Annotated in this window: 20 protein-coding genes; 14 read left to right on the forward strand and 6 right to left on the reverse strand. The window is 70.5% G+C overall.

Translation table 11 applies throughout. From position 1 onward, the window contains the following. Positions 1 to 108 precede the first annotated feature (108 nt). A complete protein-coding gene (locus tag ASL10_RS04975; protein WP_056045004.1) occupies positions 109 to 1,086 on the forward strand; it encodes an NUDIX hydrolase in 978 nt (325 codons plus the stop codon). A gap of 60 nt (positions 1,087 to 1,146) precedes the next feature. Here the strand turns inward: ASL10_RS04975 and ASL10_RS04980 are convergent, their stop codons facing one another. Next, a complete protein-coding gene (locus tag ASL10_RS04980) occupies positions 1,147 to 2,637 on the reverse strand; it encodes a S1C family serine protease (RefSeq protein WP_157485302.1) in 1,491 nt (496 codons plus the stop codon). 233 nt (positions 2,638 to 2,870) lie between these two features. Here ASL10_RS04980 and ASL10_RS04985 point away from each other — a divergent pair, with 233 nt between their 5' ends. The 3 genes from ASL10_RS04985 (at position 2,871) to ASL10_RS04995 (ending at position 4,763) form a co-directional block, all read left to right on the forward strand. Beyond that, the gene (locus ASL10_RS04985; RefSeq protein ID WP_056045006.1) at positions 2,871 to 3,359 is read left to right on the forward strand and encodes an FHA domain-containing protein; all 489 of its coding nucleotides are present in this window, start codon (positions 2,871 to 2,873) and stop codon (positions 3,357 to 3,359) included. 2 nt (positions 3,360 to 3,361) lie between these two features. Next, a complete protein-coding gene (locus ASL10_RS04990) occupies positions 3,362 to 4,060 on the forward strand; it encodes a MerR family transcriptional regulator (protein WP_056045008.1) in 699 nt (232 codons plus the stop codon). A 154-nt stretch (positions 4,061 to 4,214) separates the two neighbouring features. Next, a complete protein-coding gene (locus tag ASL10_RS04995) occupies positions 4,215 to 4,763 on the forward strand; it encodes a MerR family transcriptional regulator (RefSeq protein ID WP_056047373.1) in 549 nt (182 codons plus the stop codon). Positions 4,764 to 4,854: 91 nt separating this feature from the next. Here ASL10_RS04995 and ASL10_RS05000 read toward each other — a convergent pair whose 3' ends face one another. Then, positions 4,855 to 5,667, reverse strand: a complete 813-nt coding sequence (locus ASL10_RS05000; protein ID WP_054146774.1) for a ParA family protein — start codon at positions 5,665 to 5,667, stop codon at positions 4,855 to 4,857. A 160-nt stretch (positions 5,668 to 5,827) separates the two neighbouring features. Here ASL10_RS05000 and def point away from each other — a divergent pair, with 160 nt between their 5' ends. Beyond that, on the forward strand, positions 5,828 to 6,325 hold the full coding sequence (gene def, locus ASL10_RS05005) for a peptide deformylase (protein WP_056045010.1): 498 nt from the start codon (positions 5,828 to 5,830) through the stop codon (positions 6,323 to 6,325). On the opposite strand, the gene ASL10_RS05010 is transcribed toward def, so the two are convergent. Next, positions 6,326 to 8,164 (reverse strand): long-chain fatty acid--CoA ligase, encoded by a 1,839-nt coding sequence (locus ASL10_RS05010; protein ID WP_056045012.1) that lies wholly within the window; start codon positions 8,162 to 8,164, stop codon positions 6,326 to 6,328. It abuts the gene before it with no gap. A 101-nt stretch (positions 8,165 to 8,265) separates the two neighbouring features. Between ASL10_RS05010 and ASL10_RS05015 the strand changes: the two genes are divergently transcribed. The 3 genes from ASL10_RS05015 to ASL10_RS05025 all read left to right on the forward strand — a co-directional run bounded on the left by ASL10_RS05015 (position 8,266) and on the right by ASL10_RS05025 (position 11,363). Next, positions 8,266 to 9,219 (forward strand): ROK family glucokinase, encoded by a 954-nt coding sequence (locus ASL10_RS05015; protein WP_056045015.1) that lies wholly within the window; start codon positions 8,266 to 8,268, stop codon positions 9,217 to 9,219. Positions 9,220 to 9,249: 30 nt separating this feature from the next. After that, positions 9,250 to 9,939 carry a 1-acyl-sn-glycerol-3-phosphate acyltransferase gene (locus tag ASL10_RS05020; protein ID WP_056045016.1) on the forward strand — a complete coding sequence of 230 codons (690 nt, stop codon included), beginning with the start codon at positions 9,250 to 9,252 and terminating at the stop codon, positions 9,937 to 9,939. 95 nt (positions 9,940 to 10,034) lie between these two features. Continuing rightward, positions 10,035 to 11,363 (forward strand): class II 3-deoxy-7-phosphoheptulonate synthase, encoded by a 1,329-nt coding sequence (locus ASL10_RS05025; RefSeq protein ID WP_056047376.1) that lies wholly within the window; start codon positions 10,035 to 10,037, stop codon positions 11,361 to 11,363. Between the two features lie 112 nt (positions 11,364 to 11,475). Here the strand turns inward: ASL10_RS05025 and pknB are convergent, their stop codons facing one another. Together pknB and ASL10_RS05035 are read right to left on the reverse strand one after the other, a co-directional pair. Next, positions 11,476 to 13,434 (reverse strand): Stk1 family PASTA domain-containing Ser/Thr kinase, encoded by a 1,959-nt coding sequence (pknB, locus tag ASL10_RS05030; protein WP_056045017.1) that lies wholly within the window; start codon positions 13,432 to 13,434, stop codon positions 11,476 to 11,478. Between the two features lie 87 nt (positions 13,435 to 13,521). Further along, complete coding sequence (locus tag ASL10_RS05035) at positions 13,522 to 14,868, reverse strand: LysM peptidoglycan-binding domain-containing protein (protein ID WP_056045019.1); 1,347 nt, start codon at positions 14,866 to 14,868, stop codon at positions 13,522 to 13,524. A 193-nt stretch (positions 14,869 to 15,061) separates the two neighbouring features. Here ASL10_RS05035 and ASL10_RS05040 point away from each other — a divergent pair, with 193 nt between their 5' ends. Next, positions 15,062 to 15,418 carry an Rv2175c family DNA-binding protein gene (locus tag ASL10_RS05040; protein ID WP_056045021.1) on the forward strand — a complete coding sequence of 119 codons (357 nt, stop codon included), beginning with the start codon at positions 15,062 to 15,064 and terminating at the stop codon, positions 15,416 to 15,418. Positions 15,419 to 15,474: 56 nt separating this feature from the next. On the opposite strand, the gene ASL10_RS05045 is transcribed toward ASL10_RS05040, so the two are convergent. Continuing rightward, on the reverse strand, positions 15,475 to 16,596 hold the full coding sequence (locus tag ASL10_RS05045) for a polyprenyl synthetase family protein (protein ID WP_056045023.1): 1,122 nt from the start codon (positions 16,594 to 16,596) through the stop codon (positions 15,475 to 15,477). 110 nt (positions 16,597 to 16,706) lie between these two features. On the opposite strand from ASL10_RS05045, the gene ASL10_RS05050 reads away from it, so the two are divergent. The 5 genes from ASL10_RS05050 to ASL10_RS05070 all read left to right on the forward strand — a co-directional run bounded on the left by ASL10_RS05050 (position 16,707) and on the right by ASL10_RS05070 (position 21,355). After that, on the forward strand, positions 16,707 to 17,105 hold the full coding sequence (locus tag ASL10_RS05050) for a DUF3040 domain-containing protein (protein WP_056047377.1): 399 nt from the start codon (positions 16,707 to 16,709) through the stop codon (positions 17,103 to 17,105). Positions 17,106 to 17,380: 275 nt separating this feature from the next. Then, positions 17,381 to 17,812, forward strand: a complete 432-nt coding sequence (mraZ, locus tag ASL10_RS05055) for a division/cell wall cluster transcriptional repressor MraZ (protein ID WP_055973040.1) — start codon at positions 17,381 to 17,383, stop codon at positions 17,810 to 17,812. Between the two features lie 101 nt (positions 17,813 to 17,913). After that, complete coding sequence (rsmH, locus tag ASL10_RS05060) at positions 17,914 to 18,864, forward strand: 16S rRNA (cytosine(1402)-N(4))-methyltransferase RsmH (protein ID WP_056045024.1); 951 nt, start codon at positions 17,914 to 17,916, stop codon at positions 18,862 to 18,864. After that, the gene (locus tag ASL10_RS05065) at positions 18,861 to 19,514 is read left to right on the forward strand and encodes a hypothetical protein (protein WP_056045028.1); all 654 of its coding nucleotides are present in this window, start codon (positions 18,861 to 18,863) and stop codon (positions 19,512 to 19,514) included. The genes rsmH and ASL10_RS05065 overlap by 4 nt, the downstream gene beginning before the upstream one ends. Before the next feature lie 74 nt (positions 19,515 to 19,588). Beyond that, complete coding sequence (locus ASL10_RS05070) at positions 19,589 to 21,355, forward strand: penicillin-binding protein 2 (RefSeq protein ID WP_233568309.1); 1,767 nt, start codon at positions 19,589 to 19,591, stop codon at positions 21,353 to 21,355. Positions 21,356 to 21,369: the final 14 nt, after the last annotated feature.

The following is a 21,369-nucleotide window of genomic DNA, read 5'->3' on the forward strand; positions in this document are numbered from 1 at the left end:
CTGCCGCACCCATCGGTTTGGTCGCCCGCCATCGGGTCGACCCGTCGACGTGACGTCGTGCGCGCGACGCGGCCACCGCCTCCTCGTCCCTGTGGCAAGCTCGACCGTGTGAACACGCACGAGCCCGCGGACGGCTGGGTCGAGGCCCCCGACGGGCGTCGGTTCTGGGGCCGCGCCGGTGCCGCGGGCCTGCTCGTCGTCGACCCGGACGACCGGGTGCTGTTGCAGCACCGGGCCGACTGGAGCCACTTCGGCGGCACCTGGGGGCTCCCCGGCGGAGCCCGCCACCACGACGAGAGCGCGGTACAGGGCGCTCTGCGCGAGAGCGGCGAAGAGGCGGCGGTGCCGGCCGACGCGCTGCGCCTGCTGTTCGCCGCCGAGCTCGACCTCGGCTTCTGGTCGTACACGACCGTCGTGGCCCGGGCCGTGCGCCCGTTCGAGCCCGTCGTCTCGGACGCCGAGAGCATCGCCCTGAGCTGGGTGCCCGTCGACGAGGTGTCCGACCTCCCGCTCCATCCCGGATTCGCCGCGTCGTGGCCGAGGCTCCGATCCGAACTCGGGGGCCGGGTGCACGTCGTCGTCGACGTCGCGAACGTCCTCGGCTCCCGTCCCGACGGGTGGTGGCGCGATCGGGTCGGTGCCACGACTCGGTTCCTGGAGGCCCTCTCGCGGGGTGCCCGGGACGGAGTGGCCGAGGCGCTCGTCGCACCGGGTGGCGGCGGGACCCCCGCGGCGACGGGTCGGCCGGACGCCGACGACTCGCCGACGGACGCCGGGGCGTTCGCGGACGGTTCCACCGGCGAGCCTCCCGGGGCGCCCACGTGGCGGTGGCCGGACGTGACGGCCGTCGTCGAGGGCGAGGCCCGTGCCGTCGGTGGGTCGTTCCCCGGCCTGACCGTCGTCCGGGCCGAGGCCGACGGCGACTCGGCGATCGTGGCCCGCGTGCACGACCTGCGGGACGTGCCCGGCGTGGCGCCGCGCGTCGTCGTCGTCACCGCCGACCGGGGCCTCGCCGACCGGGTCCAAGCCCTCGGGGCCACCCTCGTGCGTCCAGGCGCCCTCCGCCGCGCGGTCGGCCTCGACTGACACGGGCGAACGGCCCGCTCCACCGGTCGGTGGAGCGGGCCGTTCGCGTCCGGTCCCGGGTCAGGCGGCGGGGCCGTCGCCCAGCGTGACGGTCGCGGTGTGGGACGCACCCGTCGTGTCGGTCCAGGTGACCGAGACCTGGTCACCCGAGTCGTGCGCCTGGATCGCGGCGGTGAGTGCGGACGCGTCCGCCACGGCCGTGCCGTCGATCGCGGTGATCACGTCCCCGGCGACCAGGCCGGCCGACGCCGCCGCGCTGCCCTCGACCGTGCCGGCGATCGTGACGCCGCCCGCGGTGCCGGTCGCCGTGCTCGAGATCTGCGCGCCGAGGAAGGCGGGCAGGCCGATCTGCACGGTCGAGCTCCCCGTGCCCGACTGGATCTGCTTGGCGATGGCCAGGGCGTGGTCGATCGGGATGGCGTAGCCGGTCACCGTCGACGGTCCCTGCGATGCGGCCGTCACGATGCCGACGACGTCGCCGTCACCGTCGCGGAGGGGACCGCCGGAGTCGCCCGACACCACGTCCGCATCGACCTCGATGAGACCGGACAGCGACTCGGTCCCCGATCCGGACTCGCTCTGCACCGTGATCGACTGGTCCGTGGCGAGGACGGTGCCCTGGGCGGTGACGAGGTCGCCCGTGCCCTCGGCGTTGCCCGTCGAGTGGACGACGTCCCCCGTGGCGACGTCGCCGGACGCGTCGAAGCTCACCGGGGTGAGGCCCGTCGCGTCCTGCAGCTTCAGCACGGCCACGTCGTTCGTGGCATCCGTGCCGACGACGTCGGCCGTGTAGGTCGTACCGGTCGACTCGACGGTCACCTGGATGCTGGTCGCGCCCTGCACGACGTGGTTGTTCGTCAGGATGAGCCCTCCGGAGGTCAGGATCATGCCCGTGCCGGCCGACTTGTACGAGGCGTCGTAGTTCAGCGTCGACACGATGGTCACGACGCCGGCCGTCTCCTCGGCGGTGGCCGCGGTGGCGCTGGTCTGGGTCGAGGTGCCCTGCGACGAACCGTCCTGCGACGACCCGTCCTGGGGGCTCGAACCCCCGAAGGGCGATGCCGGGTCGCTCGATCCACCTCCCGGCTGCGTGAGCTGGGGGAGCAGCTCGAGCGCCTGCCGTTCGCTCGCGGCATGGGCCGCCGCGGTGCCGGCGGAGCGACCGGCGGCGTAGGCGCCGCCGCCCGCCGCACCCGCGACGATGACGACGGCGGCGGCCGCGCCGGTGAGGGCGAGCCACTTCTTCGAGCGGCGCGGCCTCGTGGCGCCGCCGAAGGCCGGGGGCACCGTGCCGTCCGCGCCGTCGCCACCCCGCACCGTCGATGCGCCGGCCGCTGCGTCGTAGGCCTGGTGGGCGTCGTCGCGAGCCATCCAGGTGGGAGCCGCCGACACGTAGCGTGCGTCCGACGCGCCGGTGACGTGGGGGAGCGTGTGCGCCTCGGCGGGCTGCTCGACGCCCTCGCCGGCAGGCGGGGCGGTCGACGGGGAGGGCGTCACGGGCGTGGCGTCGTCCGGGGTGCCGGTCGTGTTGTCGCCGTCTCGGTCGTTCATGGTGTGCCTCCTGTGGCGGTGGTGGTGACGTGGGGTCCATGGAACGGCGCGACCCCAAGAGATCCCTATGACCGGACCGTGAGGCGGTGGGGAGTCCCATGAGGAGGCGCGGTGAACGGAGCCGAGATCGCCTCACCATCGCGCGCACCGCGATCTGAGGGGGCCGGTCCCCGAAATCGGTTCCCGACGAGGGTCGGAGTTCCGATACGCTGGGACGCCAAAGGAGGTCCACGATGGCAGAGCCCGCCAACCCGGCACCCGGCGAGCAGGACCGCGCTCCCGGCGCCCCTCGCGAGGTCGACACGACCCTCAGCTTCAACGAAGAGTTCCAGGCGCAACTGGCCGCTCTCGAGAGCGGCGTGTCCACCGACGAGCGTGACGCCGTCGCCGCACTGCCTTCGGGCTCCGCGCTGCTCGTGGTCCGTCGTGGCCCCAACATCGGCGCCCGGTTCCTCCTCGACTCGGACGTCACGGTCGCCGGACGTCACCCCGAGGCCGGCATCTTCCTCGACGACGTCACGGTCAGCCGCAAGCACGCCGAGTTCCGTCGCGAGGGCAGCACCTTCAGCGTGCGCGATCTCGGGTCGCTGAACGGTACCTACTTCGACGGCGTCCGCATCGACGAGGCCCGGCTCTCCGACGGAGCCGAGGTCCAGGTCGGCAAGTTCCGCCTCACGTTCTACGCATCGCGGGTCGACCTCGCGAACCTGGCGATCAAGTAGTCGTGCCCCGCACCGCCACCGCCCGGTCGTCGCAGACCGGGCCGTCCGACCTGCTGACGATCGGGCAGGTCCTCTCACGGCTCAAGCCCGAGTTCCCCGACCTGTCGAACAGCAAGCTGCGCTTCCTCGAAGAGCGCGAGTTGGTCACACCGGTGCGCACCCCGTCCGGCTACCGCAAGTTCTCACCGGCGGACGTCGAGCGGCTCCGCTTCATCCTCGGTCTGCAGCGCGACCACTACCTGCCGCTCAAGGTCATCAGGCAACACCTCGCCGACCTCGACGCGGGCCGACCTGCGTCGCTCCCGTCCGGGGCGGCGCCCGTCTCGATCCTGACCCACGGTCGGCGGCTCGGTCGCGACGAGTTGCTCCGCGAGACCGGCGCCACGCCCGCCCTGCTCGACGAGGCCGTCTCGGCGTCTCTCCTCCCGTCGGCGGGGCACTACGGCGACGAGTCGATCTCGGTGTTGTCGGCCCTGGTCGAGCTGGGCAGGTCGGGCATCGAGCCTCGTCACCTCCGGACGGTCCGGGCCTCGGTCGACCGCGAGCTCGGCCTGATCGAGACGGCCCTCGCGCCACTGGCCCGGAAGCACGACGCGGCCTCCCGGGCGCGGGTCGCCGAGCTCTCCCGTGAGCTCGCGGCGCAGGTCGACGTCGTCCGGTCGGGGCTCGTCCGGTCGGCTCTCGGGCGACTCGACGCCTAGACGTCTGCCCTCCGGGCGAATATCCTCGACACGCCGACCCGTCGATGCGAATGTCGCCCAGGCAGCTCCCCGTTGTGGGTACCGTGAGTCCTGTACAACCATCAACCCGATGTTGAACGTTGAGCTCCGGAAGTAGAACGTGGAAGGCAACAGCATGAGTGAGTCAGGTTCCTCCGAGGAATCCCGCTACGAGCTGGGTCTGCTCTTCACGGACGGCCTGCCCGAACACGACGCCGACAGCGGCTACCGCGGTACCGTCGCGGCCAAGGCCGCCGGCATCAGCTACCGCCAGCTCGACTACTGGGCCCGCACCGAACTCGTCGAGCCGACCATCCGCGGCGCGGCCGGCTCCGGTTCGCAACGCCTCTACGGTTTCCGCGACATCCTCGTCCTCAAACTCGTCAAGCGCCTCCTCGACACGGGCATCTCGCTCCAGCAGATCCGCACGGCCGTCAACCAGCTCCGTGAGGCCGGGGTGAACGACCTCGCCCAGACGACCCTGATGAGCGACGGTGCGAGCGTCTACCTGTGCACGTCGGACGACGAGGTCATCGACCTCGTCAGCCGCGGTCAGGGCGTGTTCGGCATCGCCGTGGGCAAGGTCCTCCGCGAGGTCGAGTCGAGTCTCGTCGAGATCGACAGCACCCCCGCCGCGGATCCCTCCGACGAGCTCGCGGCGCGACGCGGCACCCGAGCCAGCTGACCACACCTCGACCGCGAGTGGCGGTCGAGCACGACGAAGGCCCCGCACGAGATCGTGCGGGGCCTTCGTCGTGTGCAGCTGGGACCGGAGGTCAGCGGGCGGCAGGCTCGGCGTAGTCGCCGATCTTGGCCGTCCGCATGATGCGTTCGAGGAGCTGGTCGAAGTTGCGGGCCATCTCCTGGGCGCTCTCACCGGGCCAGGCGTGCAGCGGCTTGGCGGCACCCTGTGCCTGTTGCAGCGACGTACGCTCGGGCAGCTGGGGTGACAGGACGAGGGGGCCGAACATGTCACGCAGCTCCTTGATGCGGAACTGGTGCTCGAGGGACTGCACCCGGGCCCGGTTGACGATGATGCCGAGGGGCTGGAGGCGCGGTGACAGGCCTCGACGGATCTCCTCGATCGCCCGGAGCGCCCGGTCGGCGGCGGCCACGCTGAACAGACCCGGTTCGGTGACGACCGTCACGCGGTCGGATGCGGCCCAGGCCGTGCGCGTGAGGGCGTTGAGCGACGGGGCGCAGTCGATCAGGACGAGGTCGTAGTCGGCCTCGACGTTGGCGAGGGCCTCTTCGAGCTTCCAGATGTCGCGGATCGACGGGTGCGGGCCGTCGAAGTTGATGGCCGAGGGGCTGCCGATCATGACGTCGACCTTGCCCTGGCGGCCCTTGGTCCACCCGCTGGGGGCGATCGCCGCCCGGACCGTCTTCTCCTTGGGCGACGCGAGGACGTCCGCGACGTTGAGGTGGCCCGAGACCGTGATGTCGAGGCCGGTCGAGACGTCGGACTGGGGATCGAGGTCGACGACGAGGGTCCTGAGACCTTTGGCGAAGGCGGCCGACGTGAGTCCGAGCGTCACCGTCGTCTTGCCGACGCCCCCTTTGAGAGAGCTGACGCTGAGTACATGCACGACACAGACGATACCTTCACTACTGTTGAATCACCCAACAGCCACGTCGATGCGGCGTGCGTCGGCTTCTGCGAAGCGACGGCACCAGCCCACCCGTCGTCGTCACGGTGTCGCGACCCGTCGTCCGCACCACACCCCGACCCACCCCAGGAGGCGCGCCGTGAGCGTGAGACCCATCCGCCTGTTCGGCGATCCCGTCCTTCGATCGGCGTCCGACCCCGTGACGGTCGGCGATCCTCGGCTCGCGTCCCTGGTCGAGGACCTCCTCGACACCGTTCGCGAGCCGGGACGAGCCGGGGTCGCGGCCGCTCAGATCGGCGTGTCGCTCCGAGCCTTCAGCTACAACGTCGACGGTGAGGTCGGATACGTCCTCAACCCCGTCGTCGTCGAGGTGTCCGGAGAGAAGACCCTCGTCGACGAGGGGTGCCTCTCGGTGCCGGGGTTCTGGTTCCCCACCCCCCGCTACGAGTACGCCCGTGTCGAGGGGGTCGACCTCGACGGCCAGGAGGTCGTGCTCGAGGGCACGGGACTCATGGCCCAGGCCCTCCAGCACGAGACGGACCACCTCGACGGCACGCTCTACGTGCTCACCCTCGAACCCGAGACGAAGCGCGAGGCCATGCGAGAGATCCGCGCCGCCGACTGGTGGCGCGCCTGATCACCGTCCCCGTGCGGTGACCGTGCGCACCGACTCGGTGTCGGGGTGGGCGGTGTAGATGTCGGCGATCTGCTGGGCGAAGTCGTTCAGGACGACGGCACGCTTGACGCTCATCTTGGGCGTGAGATGCCCGCCGGCCTCGGTGAACTCGACCGGCAGGATCTCGAACTTGCGGATCGACTCGGCGCGCGACACGGCGGCGTTCGCACCGTCGACGGCTCGTTGGACCTCGGCGCGGACCTTGGGGTGCCGGGCGGCCTCGGCCAACGGCATGTCGGCTGCTTCACCGGCGTTGTTCAGCCACACCGGCAGCATCTCCGTGTCGAGGGTGACGAGGGCCGCGACGAACGGCCGCTGGTCGCCCACGACGACGACCTGGCCGACCAGGGGATTGGCCCTGATCGGGTCCTCGAGGGCGGCAGGGGAGACGTTCTTGCCTCCCGCGGTGACGATGATCTCCTTCTTGCGACCGGTGATCGTCAGGTAACCGTCGGCGTCGAGCGAGCCGAGATCGCCAGTGCGGAACCAGCCGTCGTCGAGGACCTCGGCCGTGGCCTCGTCGGCCTTCCAGTACCCCGCGAAGACGTTGACGCCCTTGACGAGCACTTCTCCGTCGGCGGCGATCGTGATGCCGACGCCGGGGAGCGCAGGGCCCACCGTTCCGATCTTGAACTTGGAGACGAGGTTGACGGCCGCAGGCGCCGTGGTCTCGGTCAGTCCGTACCCCTCGAGGATGCGGATGTCGAGACTCCGGAAGAAGTGACCGAGTCGTGTGCCGAGCGGAGCCGAACCCGAGACGGCGTAACGGATGTTGCCGCCCATGGCCTTCTTGAGCTTGCTGTAGACCAGGCGGTCGAACAGTGCGAAGCGGAGCTTGAGTCCCAGGGGCACGGTGCCCTCGTCGAGCGCGCGACTGTGCGCGATCGCGACGGCCACGGCCTGCCGGAAGATGCCGCCCTTGCCCCCTGCCTCGGCTTTCTGCTCCGCCGAGTTGTAGACCTTCTCGAAGACGCGGGGGACCGCGAGCAGGAAGCTCGGCTTGAACGAGGCCAGCGACGGCAGCAACTGCTTGGTGTCCGCCTGGTGCCCGACCTTCACGCCGGCGTGGACCGACATCACGGCGATGAAGCGCGCGAAGACGTGCGCGGTCGTCACGAACAAGAGGGTGGAGGAGCCGGGCGCCACGACGTCGCTCATGGCGACGGCGGCGTTCCGGCTCGTCTCGACGAAGTTGGCGTGGGTGAGCACGCAGCCCTTGGGGCGGCCGGTGGTGCCCGACGTGTAGATGATCGTCGCGACGTCCCCGGCGACGGCCGCGCTCCGGCGGCGTTCGAGTTCGTCGTCGGAGACGTCGACACCGGACGCGGCCAGCTTGTCGAGGTCTCCGAGGTCGACCTGCCAGACCCGTGTCACGGCGGGCAACTCGGGGTGCACCTCGTCGAACCGCGAGAAGTGGTCCGCGGTCTCGACGATGACGGCCACGGCCTCGGAGTCGCTGAGGTTCCAGTGGACCTGTGCCGGCGACGACGTCTCGTAGACGGGCACGAGCAGGGCGCCCGCGAACCAGGTCGCGAAGTCGATGAGCGTCCACTCGTAGCGCGTGCGGCACATCAGGCCGATCTTGTCGCCCGGTTCGACGCCCGCGGCGATCAGGCCCTTCGCGAGTGCGCGCACCTGCTCGAGGAACCGAGCCGCCGTGATGTCGCGCCAGCCGCCTCGTCCGTCCGGCACGGAGAAGAGTGGTTCGTCGGGCGTGGCCGCCGCCCGCGCGAGCAAAAGGTCGGTGGCGTTCGCCGACGGGTCGGCGGGGACGGCGGGGGGGACGGTGTGTTCGTTCACGGCAGCTCCTTCGGTACCGAACGATGGTCCGACCACCCTAACGCGGCCTCGCAGGAGCGGGTGCCCGAGGTGGTGGGTCGTCGAGGATAGACTCGATCCTCGTGCAGGCAATCGGAATCGACATCGGTGGGACGAAGATCGCGGGCGGGGTGGTCACCGAGTTCGGCGAGATCGTCGACGAAGAGCTCGTGGCGACGCCCGCGGGCGACGCGGGTGCGATCGTCGACGCGGTCGTCGAGATGGTCACCTCCTTGCAGGCACGCTACCCCGACGTCGCCGCCGCCGGTGTCGCGGCGCCCGGCTTCATCGACGCCGCACAGTCGACCGTGTACTACACGCCCAACATCGCGTGGCGCAACGAGCCCCTCCGGGCGCGGCTGTCCGAACGTCTCGACCTGCACATCACCATCGACAACGACGCCAACGCCGCCGGCTGGGCCGAGTTCCGGTTCGGGGCCGGTCGTCTCGCCAGCGACATGACCATGCTCACCATCGGCACGGGGGTGGGCGGTGCCATCGTGGCGCAGGACCGCCTCCTGCGCGGGGGATTCGGCACGGGTGGCGAACTCGGCCACATGCGCATCGTGCCCGACGGTCTGCCCTGCGGCTGCGGGGCTCGTGGGTGCATCGAGCAGTACGGCTCGGGGCGGGCACTGCTCCGCATCGCCGGTGAGGTGGCCGACGAGGGCGGCCTCGGCCGCGGCCTCGCGGACGTCCGCACGGCGAACGGCGGCGAGCTCACCGGTCACGACGTCAGCTTGTTGCTGCAGTCCGGTGACGACGGTGCCGTCGAGGCCCTGCGCCGCCTCGGGACCTGGCTCGGACAAGCCGCCGCGTCGCTGAGCGCGATCCTCGATCCGCAGGTGTTCGTCTTCGGCGGCGGGGTCGCGCAGTCGGGCGAACTGCTGCTGGCACCCGTCCGCGCGGCCTACCTCGAGCACCTGCCTGCTCGCGGTTACCACCCCGAGCCCGAGTTCGTGATCGCCGAGCTGGTGAACGACGCGGGGGTCGTGGGCGCCGCCGACCTCGCCCGCCTCCACGCCGGCGACCGCTAGACTCCCGACGCCCCGACGAGAGGAGCACCGATGCTCTACTGGTTCCTGAAGACGATGGTCGCGAGTCCGCTCGTCCTGTCGATCTTCCGACCATGGGTCAGCGGTCGTGAGCACGTCCCGGCCTCGGGTGCCGTCATCTTCGCGAGCAACCACCTCTCGTTCGTCGACTCGATCTTCCTGCCGCTCGCCCTCGATCGGCGCATCTCCTTCCTCGCCAAGAGCGACTACTTCACCGGCAAGGGCATCAAGGGGTGGGCCATCCGTCTGTTCTTCACGGCCACGGGTCAGCTCTCCATCGACCGATCCGGGGGCAAGGCCTCCGAGGCGTCGCTGGCGACGGGCCTGTCCGTCCTCCGTCGCGGCGAGCAACTCGGGATCTACCCCGAGGGCACCCGCAGCCCCGACGGCAAGCTGTACCGCGGTCGGACGGGCGTGGCGCGCATGATCCTCGAGGGTCACGTGCCCGTGATCCCCGTCGCCATGATCGGAACCGAGAAGGTGATGAAGACCGGTACCAAGATCCCTCGCCTGCACCGGGTCGGGATCGTGTTCGGTGAACCCCTCGACTTCAGCCGCTTCGAGGGCATGGAAGGCGATCGCTTCATCCTGCGGTCCATCACCGACGAGATCATGTACGAGCTCAACGCCCTCAGTGGCCAGCAGTACAGCGACGTCTACGCGACCAGCGTCAAAGAGAAGCGCCCGACCCTTTCACGGTAGGCTCGCCTGTCGAGGTCGTTCGGCCTCGAGACCGTCAAGTGGCAAGGAAGACCGTGGCCCAGCTCACCGAACCGTTCGTCGTCACCGATCCCGACGTGATCGACGGTCTCGACCATTGGCGCACGCTCCCCATCAAGCAGCAGCCCACCTGGCACGACGGTGCAGCCGTCGAGGCCGCCTCGGCCGAGCTGTCCACCCTGCCTCCGCTCGTCTTCGCCGGCGAGGTCGACACGTTGCGCACCAGGCTGGCGTCGGCCGCCCGGGGCGAGGCGTTCCTGCTGCAGGGTGGTGACTGCGCCGAGACCTTCGCGGGAGCGACCGCGGACCAGATCCGCGACCGCGTCAAGACCATCCTGCAGATGGCCGTCGTCCTCACGTACGGCGCGTCCGTCCCCGTGATCAAGATGGGCCGCATGGCCGGCCAGTTCGCCAAGCCGCGCTCGAGCGACACCGAGACCCGGGACGGCGTCACCCTGCCGGCCTACCGCGGTGACATCGTGAACGGCTACGACTTCACCCCCGAGTCCCGACGTGCGGATGCCTCGCGGCTCGTGAAGGGCTACCACACCTCCGCCTCGACCATCAATCTGATCCGGGCCTTCACGCAAGGCGGGTTCGCCGACCTCCGCCAGGTGCACAGCTGGAACCAGGGCTTCGCCCGCAACCCGGCCAACGCCGAGTACGAGCACCTCGCCCGTGAGATCGACAAGGCGATCCGGTTCATGGAGGCGGCGGGGGCCGACTTCGACGAACTCAAGCGCGTCGAGTTCTACACGAGCCACGAGGGCTTGCTCATGGACTACGAGCGCCCCCTGACCCGCATCGACTCGCGCACGGGTACGCCGTACGTGCTGTCGTCGCACTTCGTGTGGATCGGCGAGCGGACCCGCGACCTCGACGGTGCCCACGTCGACTTCCTCTCCCGGGTGCGCAACCCGATCGGCGTCAAGCTCGGCCCGACGACGACGGCCGACGACATGTTGCGCCTCATCGACAAGCTCGATCCCGAGCGTGAGCCCGGGCGCCTGACCTTCATCACCCGCATGGGGGCAGGCACCATCCGGGATGCCCTGCCTCCCCTCCTCGAGGCCATCAAGAAGGCCGACGCGACGCCCCTGTGGGTCAGCGATCCGATGCACGGCAACGGTCTGACGACGCCCACGGGCTACAAGACCCGGCGCTTCGAAGAGATCATGGACGAGGTCAAGGGGTTCTTCGAGGCACACCGTGCCGCGGGCACCCACCCGGGCGGAATCCACATCGAGCTGACCGGCGACGACGTCACCGAGTGCCTGGGTGGTTCCGAGCACATCGACGAGGCGACGCTCGCCACCCGCTACGAGTCGCTCTGCGACCCCCGCCTCAACCACATGCAGTCGCTCGAACTGGCCTTCCTGGTGGCCGAGGAACTCGCGGCCGACTGAGCCCGGTCGACACGGCGACGGCCCCGGGACCCTCGGTCCCGGGGCCGTCGCCCTGTCGGTGCCCTCGACCTCGGAGCTCGTCGGTGCCCTCGGCCTCAGGGGCGGCCGGGACTCATTCCACCCGGTACGTGAGCGTGATCGTCGCACCCTTGGTCGCGGTCAGGCCGGCGGCGGGGTTCGTCTCGGTGACCGGCAGGCGGGCCTCCCAGTCGTAGAACGCACACGTGAAGGCCGTGCAGGTCGGGTAGCTCACCCGGAAGCCGAGACCCTGCAACTGGGACGTGGCCGCGTCGATGGTCTTGCCTCGGACGTCCGGGATGGTGATGGGCGGCGGACCCTTCGACACGACGAGGTTGACCGTGTCGCCGTGTCGGAGCGGCCCCTCGGCCTGCTGTTCGTACCGGATGACCTCCCCGGAGGCGACCGCATCGCTGAATTCCGTTCCGCTCTCCACACCCGTCAACTGTGCCCCCGCGAGAGCGCCCTGCGCGTCCGCCACCGAGAGGCCCGCCACGTCCGGGACGGGGCCGAGCGAGACGGTGAGCGTCACGGGTCGTCGTTCTCCGTACTGGGCTGCTCCGGCGAGATCGACCGGCGTGTCCGCGTCGTCCACGCCACTGATCCCGAGGACGGTGCCGGCGGCCGACTCGTCGAACTGGCTCGACGTCGGCTGCAGTGTGAAGTCCGAGAGCGCTTCGGTGGCCGCGGTCTCGGTGTCGCCGACGACGGTCGGGACCGGGAGTTGCCGGGGCCCCTGGGAGACGACCAGGGTGATCGTGGACCCCTTCTGCACACGGGTCGTGGCGTCGGGGTCCGTGCGCGCGACCTGGCCCGAGGGCACCACCGGGGAGAAGTCCGTCTGGGGATCGGGGGCGACCACGAAGCCGGCCGACGTGAGGGCGGCCGTCGCCGCGTCCGGTGCCCGTCCTGACACGTCGGGGACGGACGCCTGCGCCCCGGGACCCGAGCCGAACCACCAGCCGGTCCCTCCGGCGAGCAGCGCGACCGCGACGACGACGGCCATGAGCACCCGTCCCCGCCGCCGGCGACGGTCGGCGACGGCCGCGAGCGTCGTGGCGGCGTCGTCGGGTGCGGCCTGGACCGGCCCGGTCCGGTGTCGCGCCTTGGGCAGGATCTGCGTCTCGCCCGTGCCGCCGGACGGCAGGACGGAGGTCGCGCCCGCGGCAGGGAGCACCATCGTCCGGTTCGCGGGTGGTCCCGAGGGATCGGCCAGGACCCGTTGCACGTCGAGGAGTTGGTCGAGCAGGGCCCGGGCGTCCCTCGGTCGCTGTTCTGGATCGCGAGCGGTCGCCCAGAGGACGAGCTCGTCCAGCTCGACCGGCACGCGGGGGTTGGCGGAGCTGGGGGTGGGGACCGTGTCGTTGGCGTGCTGGTAGGCGATCTGCATGGGCTGGTCGCCCTTGTAGGGCTGCTCGCCCGTGAGCATCTCGTACATCATGATGCCGAGCGCGTAGATGTCGCTGCGGGTGTCGGCGATGCCGCGGGTCACGAGCTCGGGGGAGAGGTACGCGATCGTCCCCAACAGCGCGGCACCCGTGGCGGTGTTGGCCGTCGCGGCCCGCGCCAGGCCGAAGTCGCCGATCTTGATGCGTCCGTCGTCGGCGAGGAGGACGTTCTCGGGCTTGAGGTCGCGGTGCACGATGCCGGCGCGGTGGGCAGCGGCGAGACCGGCGAGGACGGCTTCGAGGATGTCCATCGCCTGCTCGGGCGTCAGCACCTTGTGGTCCTGCAGGAGTTCGCGCAACGTGATGCCGGGCAGGTACTCCATCACCAGGTAGGCCGACTCGTCGTCCTGGCCCTGGTCGAAGACGTTGACGACGTTGGGGTGGGCCAGGCGGGCGGCCGAGCGCGCCTCCTGGATGAAGCGCTCCTTGAACGACGCGTCGTCGGCCAGGTGGCCGTGCATGATCTTGATCGCGACGCGACGTTCGAGTCGCAGGTCGGTGGCCAGGTAGACGGTGGCCATGCCACCTCGGGCGATGCGCGAACGGACCTCGTACCGGCCCTCGATGAGACGGCCGATCATCGGGTCAGTCTGGTTCACGCTCACCTTCGTGATTTTACGGACCGAGGGCCGTGCGGGTGTCCCAACTCACCGCACGGCGGGAAACCGCCCGGCATGTGGGTCGTCCGGGGTTCAGCGCAGGGTCGCGAGCCAGGTGGTGGCCGGAGCTTCCCACTTGGCGTAGGCATCCGGGAACGCCGAGTACTGGACGGCCTGGGCCGCCTTCGTCAGGGACATCGACTGCCACCCCTTGACGTCCAGGAGGCCGCGCGTCTTGCCGGTGTTGGGGTTGCTCGCGCCACCGAAGAAGAGCTTGGTCGCGTGCACCGGGTCGCGCAGCTGGGCGGGGGTGCCCCACCCCGTGCTCGGACGCTGTTGGAAGAGGCCGAGGGAGTCACGGTCGCCGTGGTCGAGGTTGCGCAGGCTGCTCTCCTGGGCGGCCGCGGCCAGGGCGATCACGATCGCACGGTCTCCGACCCCGAGCTGGCGTCCGACCGAGATGATGATCCGGGCGTTGGCGGCCTGCTCGGCGGTCAACGTCGCGCTGACGCCCAGGGGTGCGGCCGACGTCGACGCGACGACGGTCGTGGCGGTCGGCGCGGAGGCACCGGGGAGGGTGAGGGTCTTGCCGGCGTAGATGGTGCTGGTGAACGAGAGGCCGTTCGCGGCGAGGAGGGCCTTGACGCTCGTCCCCGACTTCGAGGCGATCGAGGCGATGGTGTCACCCCGCTGGATGACGTAGCTGCCCACCGCGGGCCCCCCGGCGGGGGCCGGTGTCGGGGCGGCGGCGGAGGCGCCCGTCGGGACGGTCAGGGTCTGGCCCGGGTAGATGATGCTCGACAGTCCCAGCCCGTTCGCCTGGATGAGCGCGCTGGTCGTGACGCCGTGCGCACGCGCGATGGAACTCAGCGTGTCCCCACGGACGATGACGTACCGGCCGCCCGTCGCCTTGGCCGGGGCGGGCGCGGTGGACGGCTTGGCTGCGGCGCTCGTGGCGGCGCTCAGGCTCAGGGTCTGGCCCGGGAAGATGGTGGACTTCCAGCTGAGGCCGTTGAGGGCGAGCACCGACGCGGTGCTCAGACCGAACGAGCCGGCGATGCTCGCGACCGTGTCGCCCGACTTGACGGTGTACGTGGCGGGGGCCGCGCCGAAGACCGTGGCAGAGGTCGCGGCCGTCTCGACCGTGGCCGCGGTCTTCTGCTCGGGCGCGGACAGTCGAGGAGGCAGCACGGGACGCGGTGACGCGTCGGGCTTCTTCGTCGGGTTCTGGTCGAGGGCGAACACGGGGCCCGTGACGCCCATGCTGAGGGCCATCGAGCCCGCCAGGACGATCGGGACGGTGTTGAGCATCGACCGGGCCATGCGGGAGAGGGGCTTGCGCTCGTCTCCGCCACCGAGGGGGCCGAAGGCGCTGGTCGACCGGGCGTCCTGGGTGGTCACGGACTCGGAGTCGGGGCGGGCGGAACTGACGTCGTTCATGGGCTGATCCTCGGTTCGGGGGCGGGGACACGGTCGCTGGGTGATCGGTGAGCCGCGGTGCCACGTCGTCCAAAGTTGGCACACGCGGATATCCAAGTCAATCAGCGTGACGGATGTTGCGCATGTGACTCGACCCACGTGAGGGAGACGAGGAGGCGCAGCGACGGCCACGAACCCGTGGCAAGGTTGTGGCGTGACCGATCTCTCTCAACGCCCCTGGTTCGCCGACACCGAATGGCTCACCGTGCCCGACCTCGTCGAGCGGCTCGGCCTCGGCGTCAGCCGCGTCCGGCGCCTCCTCGAGGAGCACGTCCTCGTCGGGACACGCGTGGACGGCGTCACGAAGGTGCCGGCCGTCTTCCTCGACGGCTCCGAGCCGAGGCACGACCTCCGGGGCACCCTGACGGTCCTGTCGGACAACGGGTTCGACGACGACGAGGCCCTCGACTGGATGCTGTCGCACGACGAGGCCCTCGGCACGAGCCCCGTCGCCGCCCTCCAGGCCGGACGCAAAGCCGAGGTCCGGCGCATCGCGCAGAGCCTCCTCTAGCCCCGATCCGCGCCTCTGGCGGCTGCCGGTCCTCGGCCGCCACGGCTCAGAGGGCGTCAGGAGGCGCGGCGCGTGACGGTCTCGGCGAGTCGCGTCAACTGCGTCCGGGCCGACGGCGCGAGTCCCGACCTCTCGAGTGCATGGACGGCACGCTCCACCTGATCGGTGATCGTCTGCTCGACGGCGTCGACGGCACCGCTGTCGCGGAGCGTCGCCTGGAGCATGCTGATCTGGTCGTCGTCGAGTTCGGGGTCACCGAGGAGTTCGTCGAGCAGGCGGACGGCCCCGGGGGGCAGGGCTCGGCGGGCCGTCGCCACGAGGACTGTGCGCTTGCCCTCTCGGAGGTCGTCGCCCGCGGGCTTTCCCGTGACCGAGGGATCGCCGAAGACGCCGAGGAGGTCGTCGCGCAGCTGGTAGGCGATGCCGAGGGGCAGCCCGAAGTGCCGCAGGGACTCGAGGGCTGGTCGGTCGGCCCCGGCCATGGCCGCGCCGACGGTCAGCGGGGCTTCGACGCTGTACTTCGCCGACTTGTAGACGATGACGCGCTGGGCACGCGGCAACAGCTGCACCTCGTCGACCGTCCGCCAGGCGTTCTCCTCGAGGATGTCGAGGTACTGGCCCACCGTGACCTCGGTCCGCATCCGGTTGAGCTCGAGGCGGGCCGCGCGGGCGGCGTCACGGGACGGGAGGGAGTCCAGGGCCTCGCTGAGGAGCTCGTCGCTCCACGCCAGGAGGAGGTCTCCCATGAGGAGGGCTCCCGAGCGACCGAACGCCTCAGGGGACCCGAGCCAGGCCCCCTCGCGGTGCAGGGACTCGAAGCGCCGATGCGCCGCCGGGAGTCCGCGGCGCGTGTCCGAGTTGTCCATGATGTCGTCGTGCACGAGCGCGGCGGCGTGGAAGAACTCGAGCCCCGCCGAAGCGGTCATGACGGCGTCGATCTCGCGTTCGTCGCGGGGCTCCCCGAGGGGATCGAATCCGGTGTCGAGCCCGGCGACGGACTGCCAGCCCCAGTAGCAGAACAGAGCCCGGAAGCGTTTCCCGCCGCGGAGCAGATCGCCCGAGTAGAGGGAGAAAGGATCGAGGTCGGGAGCGATGCCCATGAGGGCCGGTCGCTGACGCTCGAGGAACCGATCGATGCGCTCTTGAACGACGTCCACTAACCGCGTACTCTCAGCCACGCTGCCTAGCCTAGCGATAGCTGTCGGGCATACACTCGCAGCTACTCATCGCGTCGATCCCGAGGCTCCCGCCTCGCGCTTGAGAGCCCGTGCTCGAAGGGAACACCAAGATGCCACTTTCCGAACAGGAGCAGCGGCTCCTCGAAGAGATGGAGCGGAGTCTCTACAACAACGACTCCGACTTCGTGGCGACGGTCGGGACCCGCGGCGCCAGACCCAACTACACGCTGGTCGTGGTCGGGGTCCTCGGGGCGCTCGTCGGAATCGCCGTGATCGTCGCGGGCGTCATCTTCCGCCAGCCCTTGGTCGGCGTGGCGGGGTTCGTGGTCATGCTCGCCGGCGTGTTGTTCGCCATCGCGCCCCCCAAGCGGAAGGGATCCTCGACGGCCTCGATGCCGTCGGCTCCCCGTTCCTCCACCTCCCGCCCCGCGCATCCCGCCAAGGGGGGCCTGATGGATCGGCTCAACGACCGGTGGGACCGCCGCCAGGACGGCGACGAGCGCTCCTAGGCGCCACCAGCACCACGACCACAGGGGTCGGCCTTCGGGCCGGCCCCTTTTTTTGGTGCGCCCGTCCACCCCGCGGGAGGCGCGCGACACGCAGGACGCGCCTCCTCGTGGTCCTTTCCCTCCACCGTCCTCCACCCGTGTGGCCCCCGAACTGGAGCGGATCTCAGGCCGGACGCGCAGCGGAGGACCCGCCTTTTCATTGTCTGGTGGTGGGTTGTGGAGTAAAGTGGAGGTACGTGCCACAGACGGGGTGCGGGGCGAGGGGAGACGGGCGCATGTTCCTCGGCACCTATTCGCCCAAGCTCGACGAGAAAGGGCGCATCATCCTCCCCGCGAAATTCCGTGACGAACTGGCTTCCGGCCTCGTCATGACCCGTGGGCAAGAGCGGTGCGTCTACGTCTTCAGCCAGCGCGAGTTCGAAGACATGCACTCGCGCATCCGCCAGGCGCCCGTCACGAGCAAGCAGGCCCGCGACTACATGCGCCTCTTCCTCTCGGGTGCGAGCGACGAGATCCCCGACAAGCAGCACCGGGTCACCATCCCGGCGACACTGCGCGAGTACGCCGGCCTCGGCCGTGACCTCACCGTCATCGGCGCGGGAAACCGTGCCGAGATCTGGGCCACCGACGCCTGGAACACCTACTACGAGGCCCAGGAGGCCGAGTTCGCCAACACCACCGAGGAGGTGATCCCCGGGCTCTTCTAGCCCGTGGGCCCCGACCCTCAGCCGTCAGCCCTGGCGCACCTTCCCCGGTGCCAGGTCCCGACGGATGGGGATCAGGGCCGACGAGCACAGCCCGTGTCGTCATGGCCGATCAGATCCACACCCCCGTCCTCCTCGAGCGGACCCTCGAACTCCTCGCCCCGGCCGTCTCGCGTCCCGGCGCCGTCGTCGTCGACTGCACCCTCGGCATGGGTGGCCACAGCGAAGCGATGCTGCAGGCCTTCCCCGAGCTGACCGTCGTCGGCCTCGACCGCGACACCGAGGCACTCGCCCTCGCCGGCGAGCGGCTCGCACCCTTCGGCGACCGGGCTCGCCTCGTGCACACGACGTACGACGGCATCGCCGACGCGCTCGACGACCTCGATCTCGACACCGTCGACGGGGTGCTCTTCGACCTCGGCGTGTCGTCCCTGCAGCTGGACCGGGTCGAGCGCGGTTTCTCGTACTCCAAGGACGCGCCCCTCGACATGCGCATGGACCCCACCTCGCCCGTCACGGCGGAGCGCGTCCTCGCCGAGTACCCCGAGAGCGAGCTCAGGCGCATCTTCTACCAGTACGGCGAAGAGAAGCTGGCTCCGCGCTACGCCCGGCGGATCGTCGAGCACCGGGCCGACGCCCCGCTCACCCGCAGCGGCGAGTTGGTCGACCTCCTGATCGCGGCGACGCCCATGGCCCTGCAACGTGCCGGTCACCCCGCCAAGCGCGTGTTCCAGGCGCTCCGCATCGAGGTGAACGGCGAGCTGGCCTCGCTCGAGGCGGCCGTCCCGGTCGCCCTCGACCGTCTCGCCGTCGACGGGCGGATCGTCGTCCTCGCCTACCAGTCCCTCGAAGACCGTTTCGTCAAGCGGGAACTCGCCGCTCGGACGACCTCAACGGCGCCGCAGGGCCTCCCGGTGGAGTTGCCGGAGCACCGTCCCGACTTCCGCCTCCTCGTCCGAGGGGCCGAGCTGGCTTCCGACGCCGAACGCGACCTCAACCCCCGAGCCAAGCCCGTGAGACTGCGCGCCGCTGAACGAATTCGGAGAAAAGCATGAGCAGCAACCTGGCCATCGCGACCCCGTCGAGCCGTCCGCAGCCGTCGTCGACCCCGACGGCGCGCCCGGTCGAGATCGTCACGAGTCGGTCGCAGCGACGGGCCCGTCCGAAGATCGCCTACGCGCTGATCGCGACGGCGGCGCTGTTCGTCCTCCTGCTGGCCCAGCTCGCCATCAGCATCGCCTTGAGCGACGGCGCCTACAAGATCTCCGACCTGCAGGCCGCGAAGACCGAGCTCGTCCGCGACCAGCAGAAGTTCAGCGAGCAGCGCGACGTGCTGTCCTCGCCGCAGAACCTCGCCGCCAACGCCGACGAACTCGGCATGGTCCGCAACTCCAACCCCGTCTACCTCGATCTGGCCACGGGCGCGGTCCACGGCTCGCCCGCCCCTGCGGCGGGGGCGGACGAGGCGACGTCCGGCAACCTGATCCCCAACACCCTGCTCGAGGGCGTCCCGCTGACGACCAAGGCCCCCGCGACCGCCGCCGACGGCACGGCGACCACCGACTCCTCCGCCTCGTCGGTCGGTGCTCCGACCACGGCGGGCGCCGTGGCCGTTCCGACCGACGCAGGCGCGGCGGACGGGGGATCGGCCGGCGAGTCGGTAGCGTCGGGCGCGAACGAGCTGGCGGCTCCGCAGACCCGCTAGCGGCGTGCCGTCACCGGTACATCGAACGACGACAGCGGGTCGGGCAGGCGCCCGGCCGCGGTGAGGAACCTCTCGTGAAAGCAGCTCCCCGAAGCCGCCGTCTCCGCGCGACGCTGGCGATGGCGCTGATCATCGCGCTCGTCGGCGTCTTCGTGGTGCGCCTGGCGGACATCCAGCTCGTGCAGGCGGCCGAGCTCAACGAGCAGTCCCAGAACAAGCGCGAGATCGTGCAGACGACCTACGGCGATCGTGGCGACATCACCGACGTCGACGGCACCGTGCTCGCCGGCAGCGTCACCCGGTACAACATCACGGCCGCTCCGGCCTTCGCCACGACGGCCAAGGTCAAGGGCGACGACGGCACGACCACCGAGCTGACGGTCGACCAGGTGGTCGAACGCATCGCCGAGATCACCGGGGGTGACGCCGCGACCATGACGAAGGCGTTGACCACCGACCCCGAGGCGAACTTCGCGTACCTGGTCAAGGGCGTCGACGTCGACGCGTTCCGCGAGGTCCGCGAGATGGACGTGTCGTGGGTGTACTTCCAGCGCCAGGCCGCGCGCACCTACCCCAACGGCGCGGTGGCGGGCAACCTCACGGGCTTCATCGGCACGGACGGGCCGCAGGCCGGACTCGAGCTCAGCCAGGACGCGTGCCTGGCGGGCACCGACGGCTCGGAGACCTACGAGCGCGGAGCCGACGGGGTCCAGTTGCCCGGCAGCACCGTCACGACCAAGAAAGCGGTCGCCGGGGGCACGCTGCGTCTCACGGTCGACAGCGACCTCCAGTACATGACCCAGCAGGCGCTGGGCGAACAGGCCGAGGCCATCGGGGCCGAGTCGGCCACGGCCGTCGTCATGAAGGCGAGCGACGCCTCGCTGCTCGCGGTCGCCGACTACCCGGCCGTCGACCCCAACGACGTCAACGGCACCGCCGTCGACGACCTCGGCAGCAAGGCCTTCACCTACTCGTACGAGCCGGGTTCGACCTTCAAGGCGATGACCGCCGCCATGCTGCTCGACTCGGGCAAGGCCGATCCCGCGACGCGGGCGACGGTGCCGTACTCCCGCACGTTCCCCTGGGGCGGCGAGATCCACGACGCCACCTTCCACCCGACCGAGAACCTCACGCTGACGGGCATCCTGCGCGACTCGTCGAACGTCGGCATCTCCCTGCTCGGCCAGTCGCTCTCGGCCCAGCAACGTCACGACTACATGGTGAAGTTCGGTCTGAACGACCCGACCGGCGTGGCCTTCCTCGGTGAACCCACGACGGGCATCCGGCCGGCCTCCCAGTGGGACCAGCAGACGAGCATCAACACGATGTTCGGACAGGGCGTCTCGACGACCGCCATCCACATCGCGAGCATCTACCAGACGCTGGCCAACCACGGCACCCGGTTGCCGGTCAACCTCGTCGCCGGGTGCACCGCCCCCGACGGCACCGTCACCGACGCGCCCTCCGCCGAGGGCACGAGCGTCGTCTCGCCGTGGGCCGCCGACACGACCGTCAACATGCTCGAGAAGGTCGTCAGCGACGGCGACCTCAAGGACGTCCTGTCGATCCCCGGCTACCGCGTGGCGGCCAAGACCGGCACCGCCGAGGTCGCGCGCTCCGACGGAACCGGCTACGGTTCTGACCGCATCGTCTCGGTGGCGGGCATCGCTCCGGCCGAGAACCCGCAGTACGTCGTCGTCGTGACCTTCACCAAGCCCAGTACCATCAAGACGTCGGCCGCTGCGGCGCCGACCTTCAACAAGATCATGTCCCAGGTCCTCGAGATGTATCGGGTCCCTCCGTCGACGGAGCCGGCACCCAGCCTGCCCGAGACCTGGTGAGAGAAGAGGATTCT

The sequence above is a fragment of the Frigoribacterium sp. Leaf8 genome (assembly GCF_001421165.1).
Classification (GTDB): Bacteria; Actinomycetota; Actinomycetes; order Actinomycetales; family Microbacteriaceae; genus Frigoribacterium.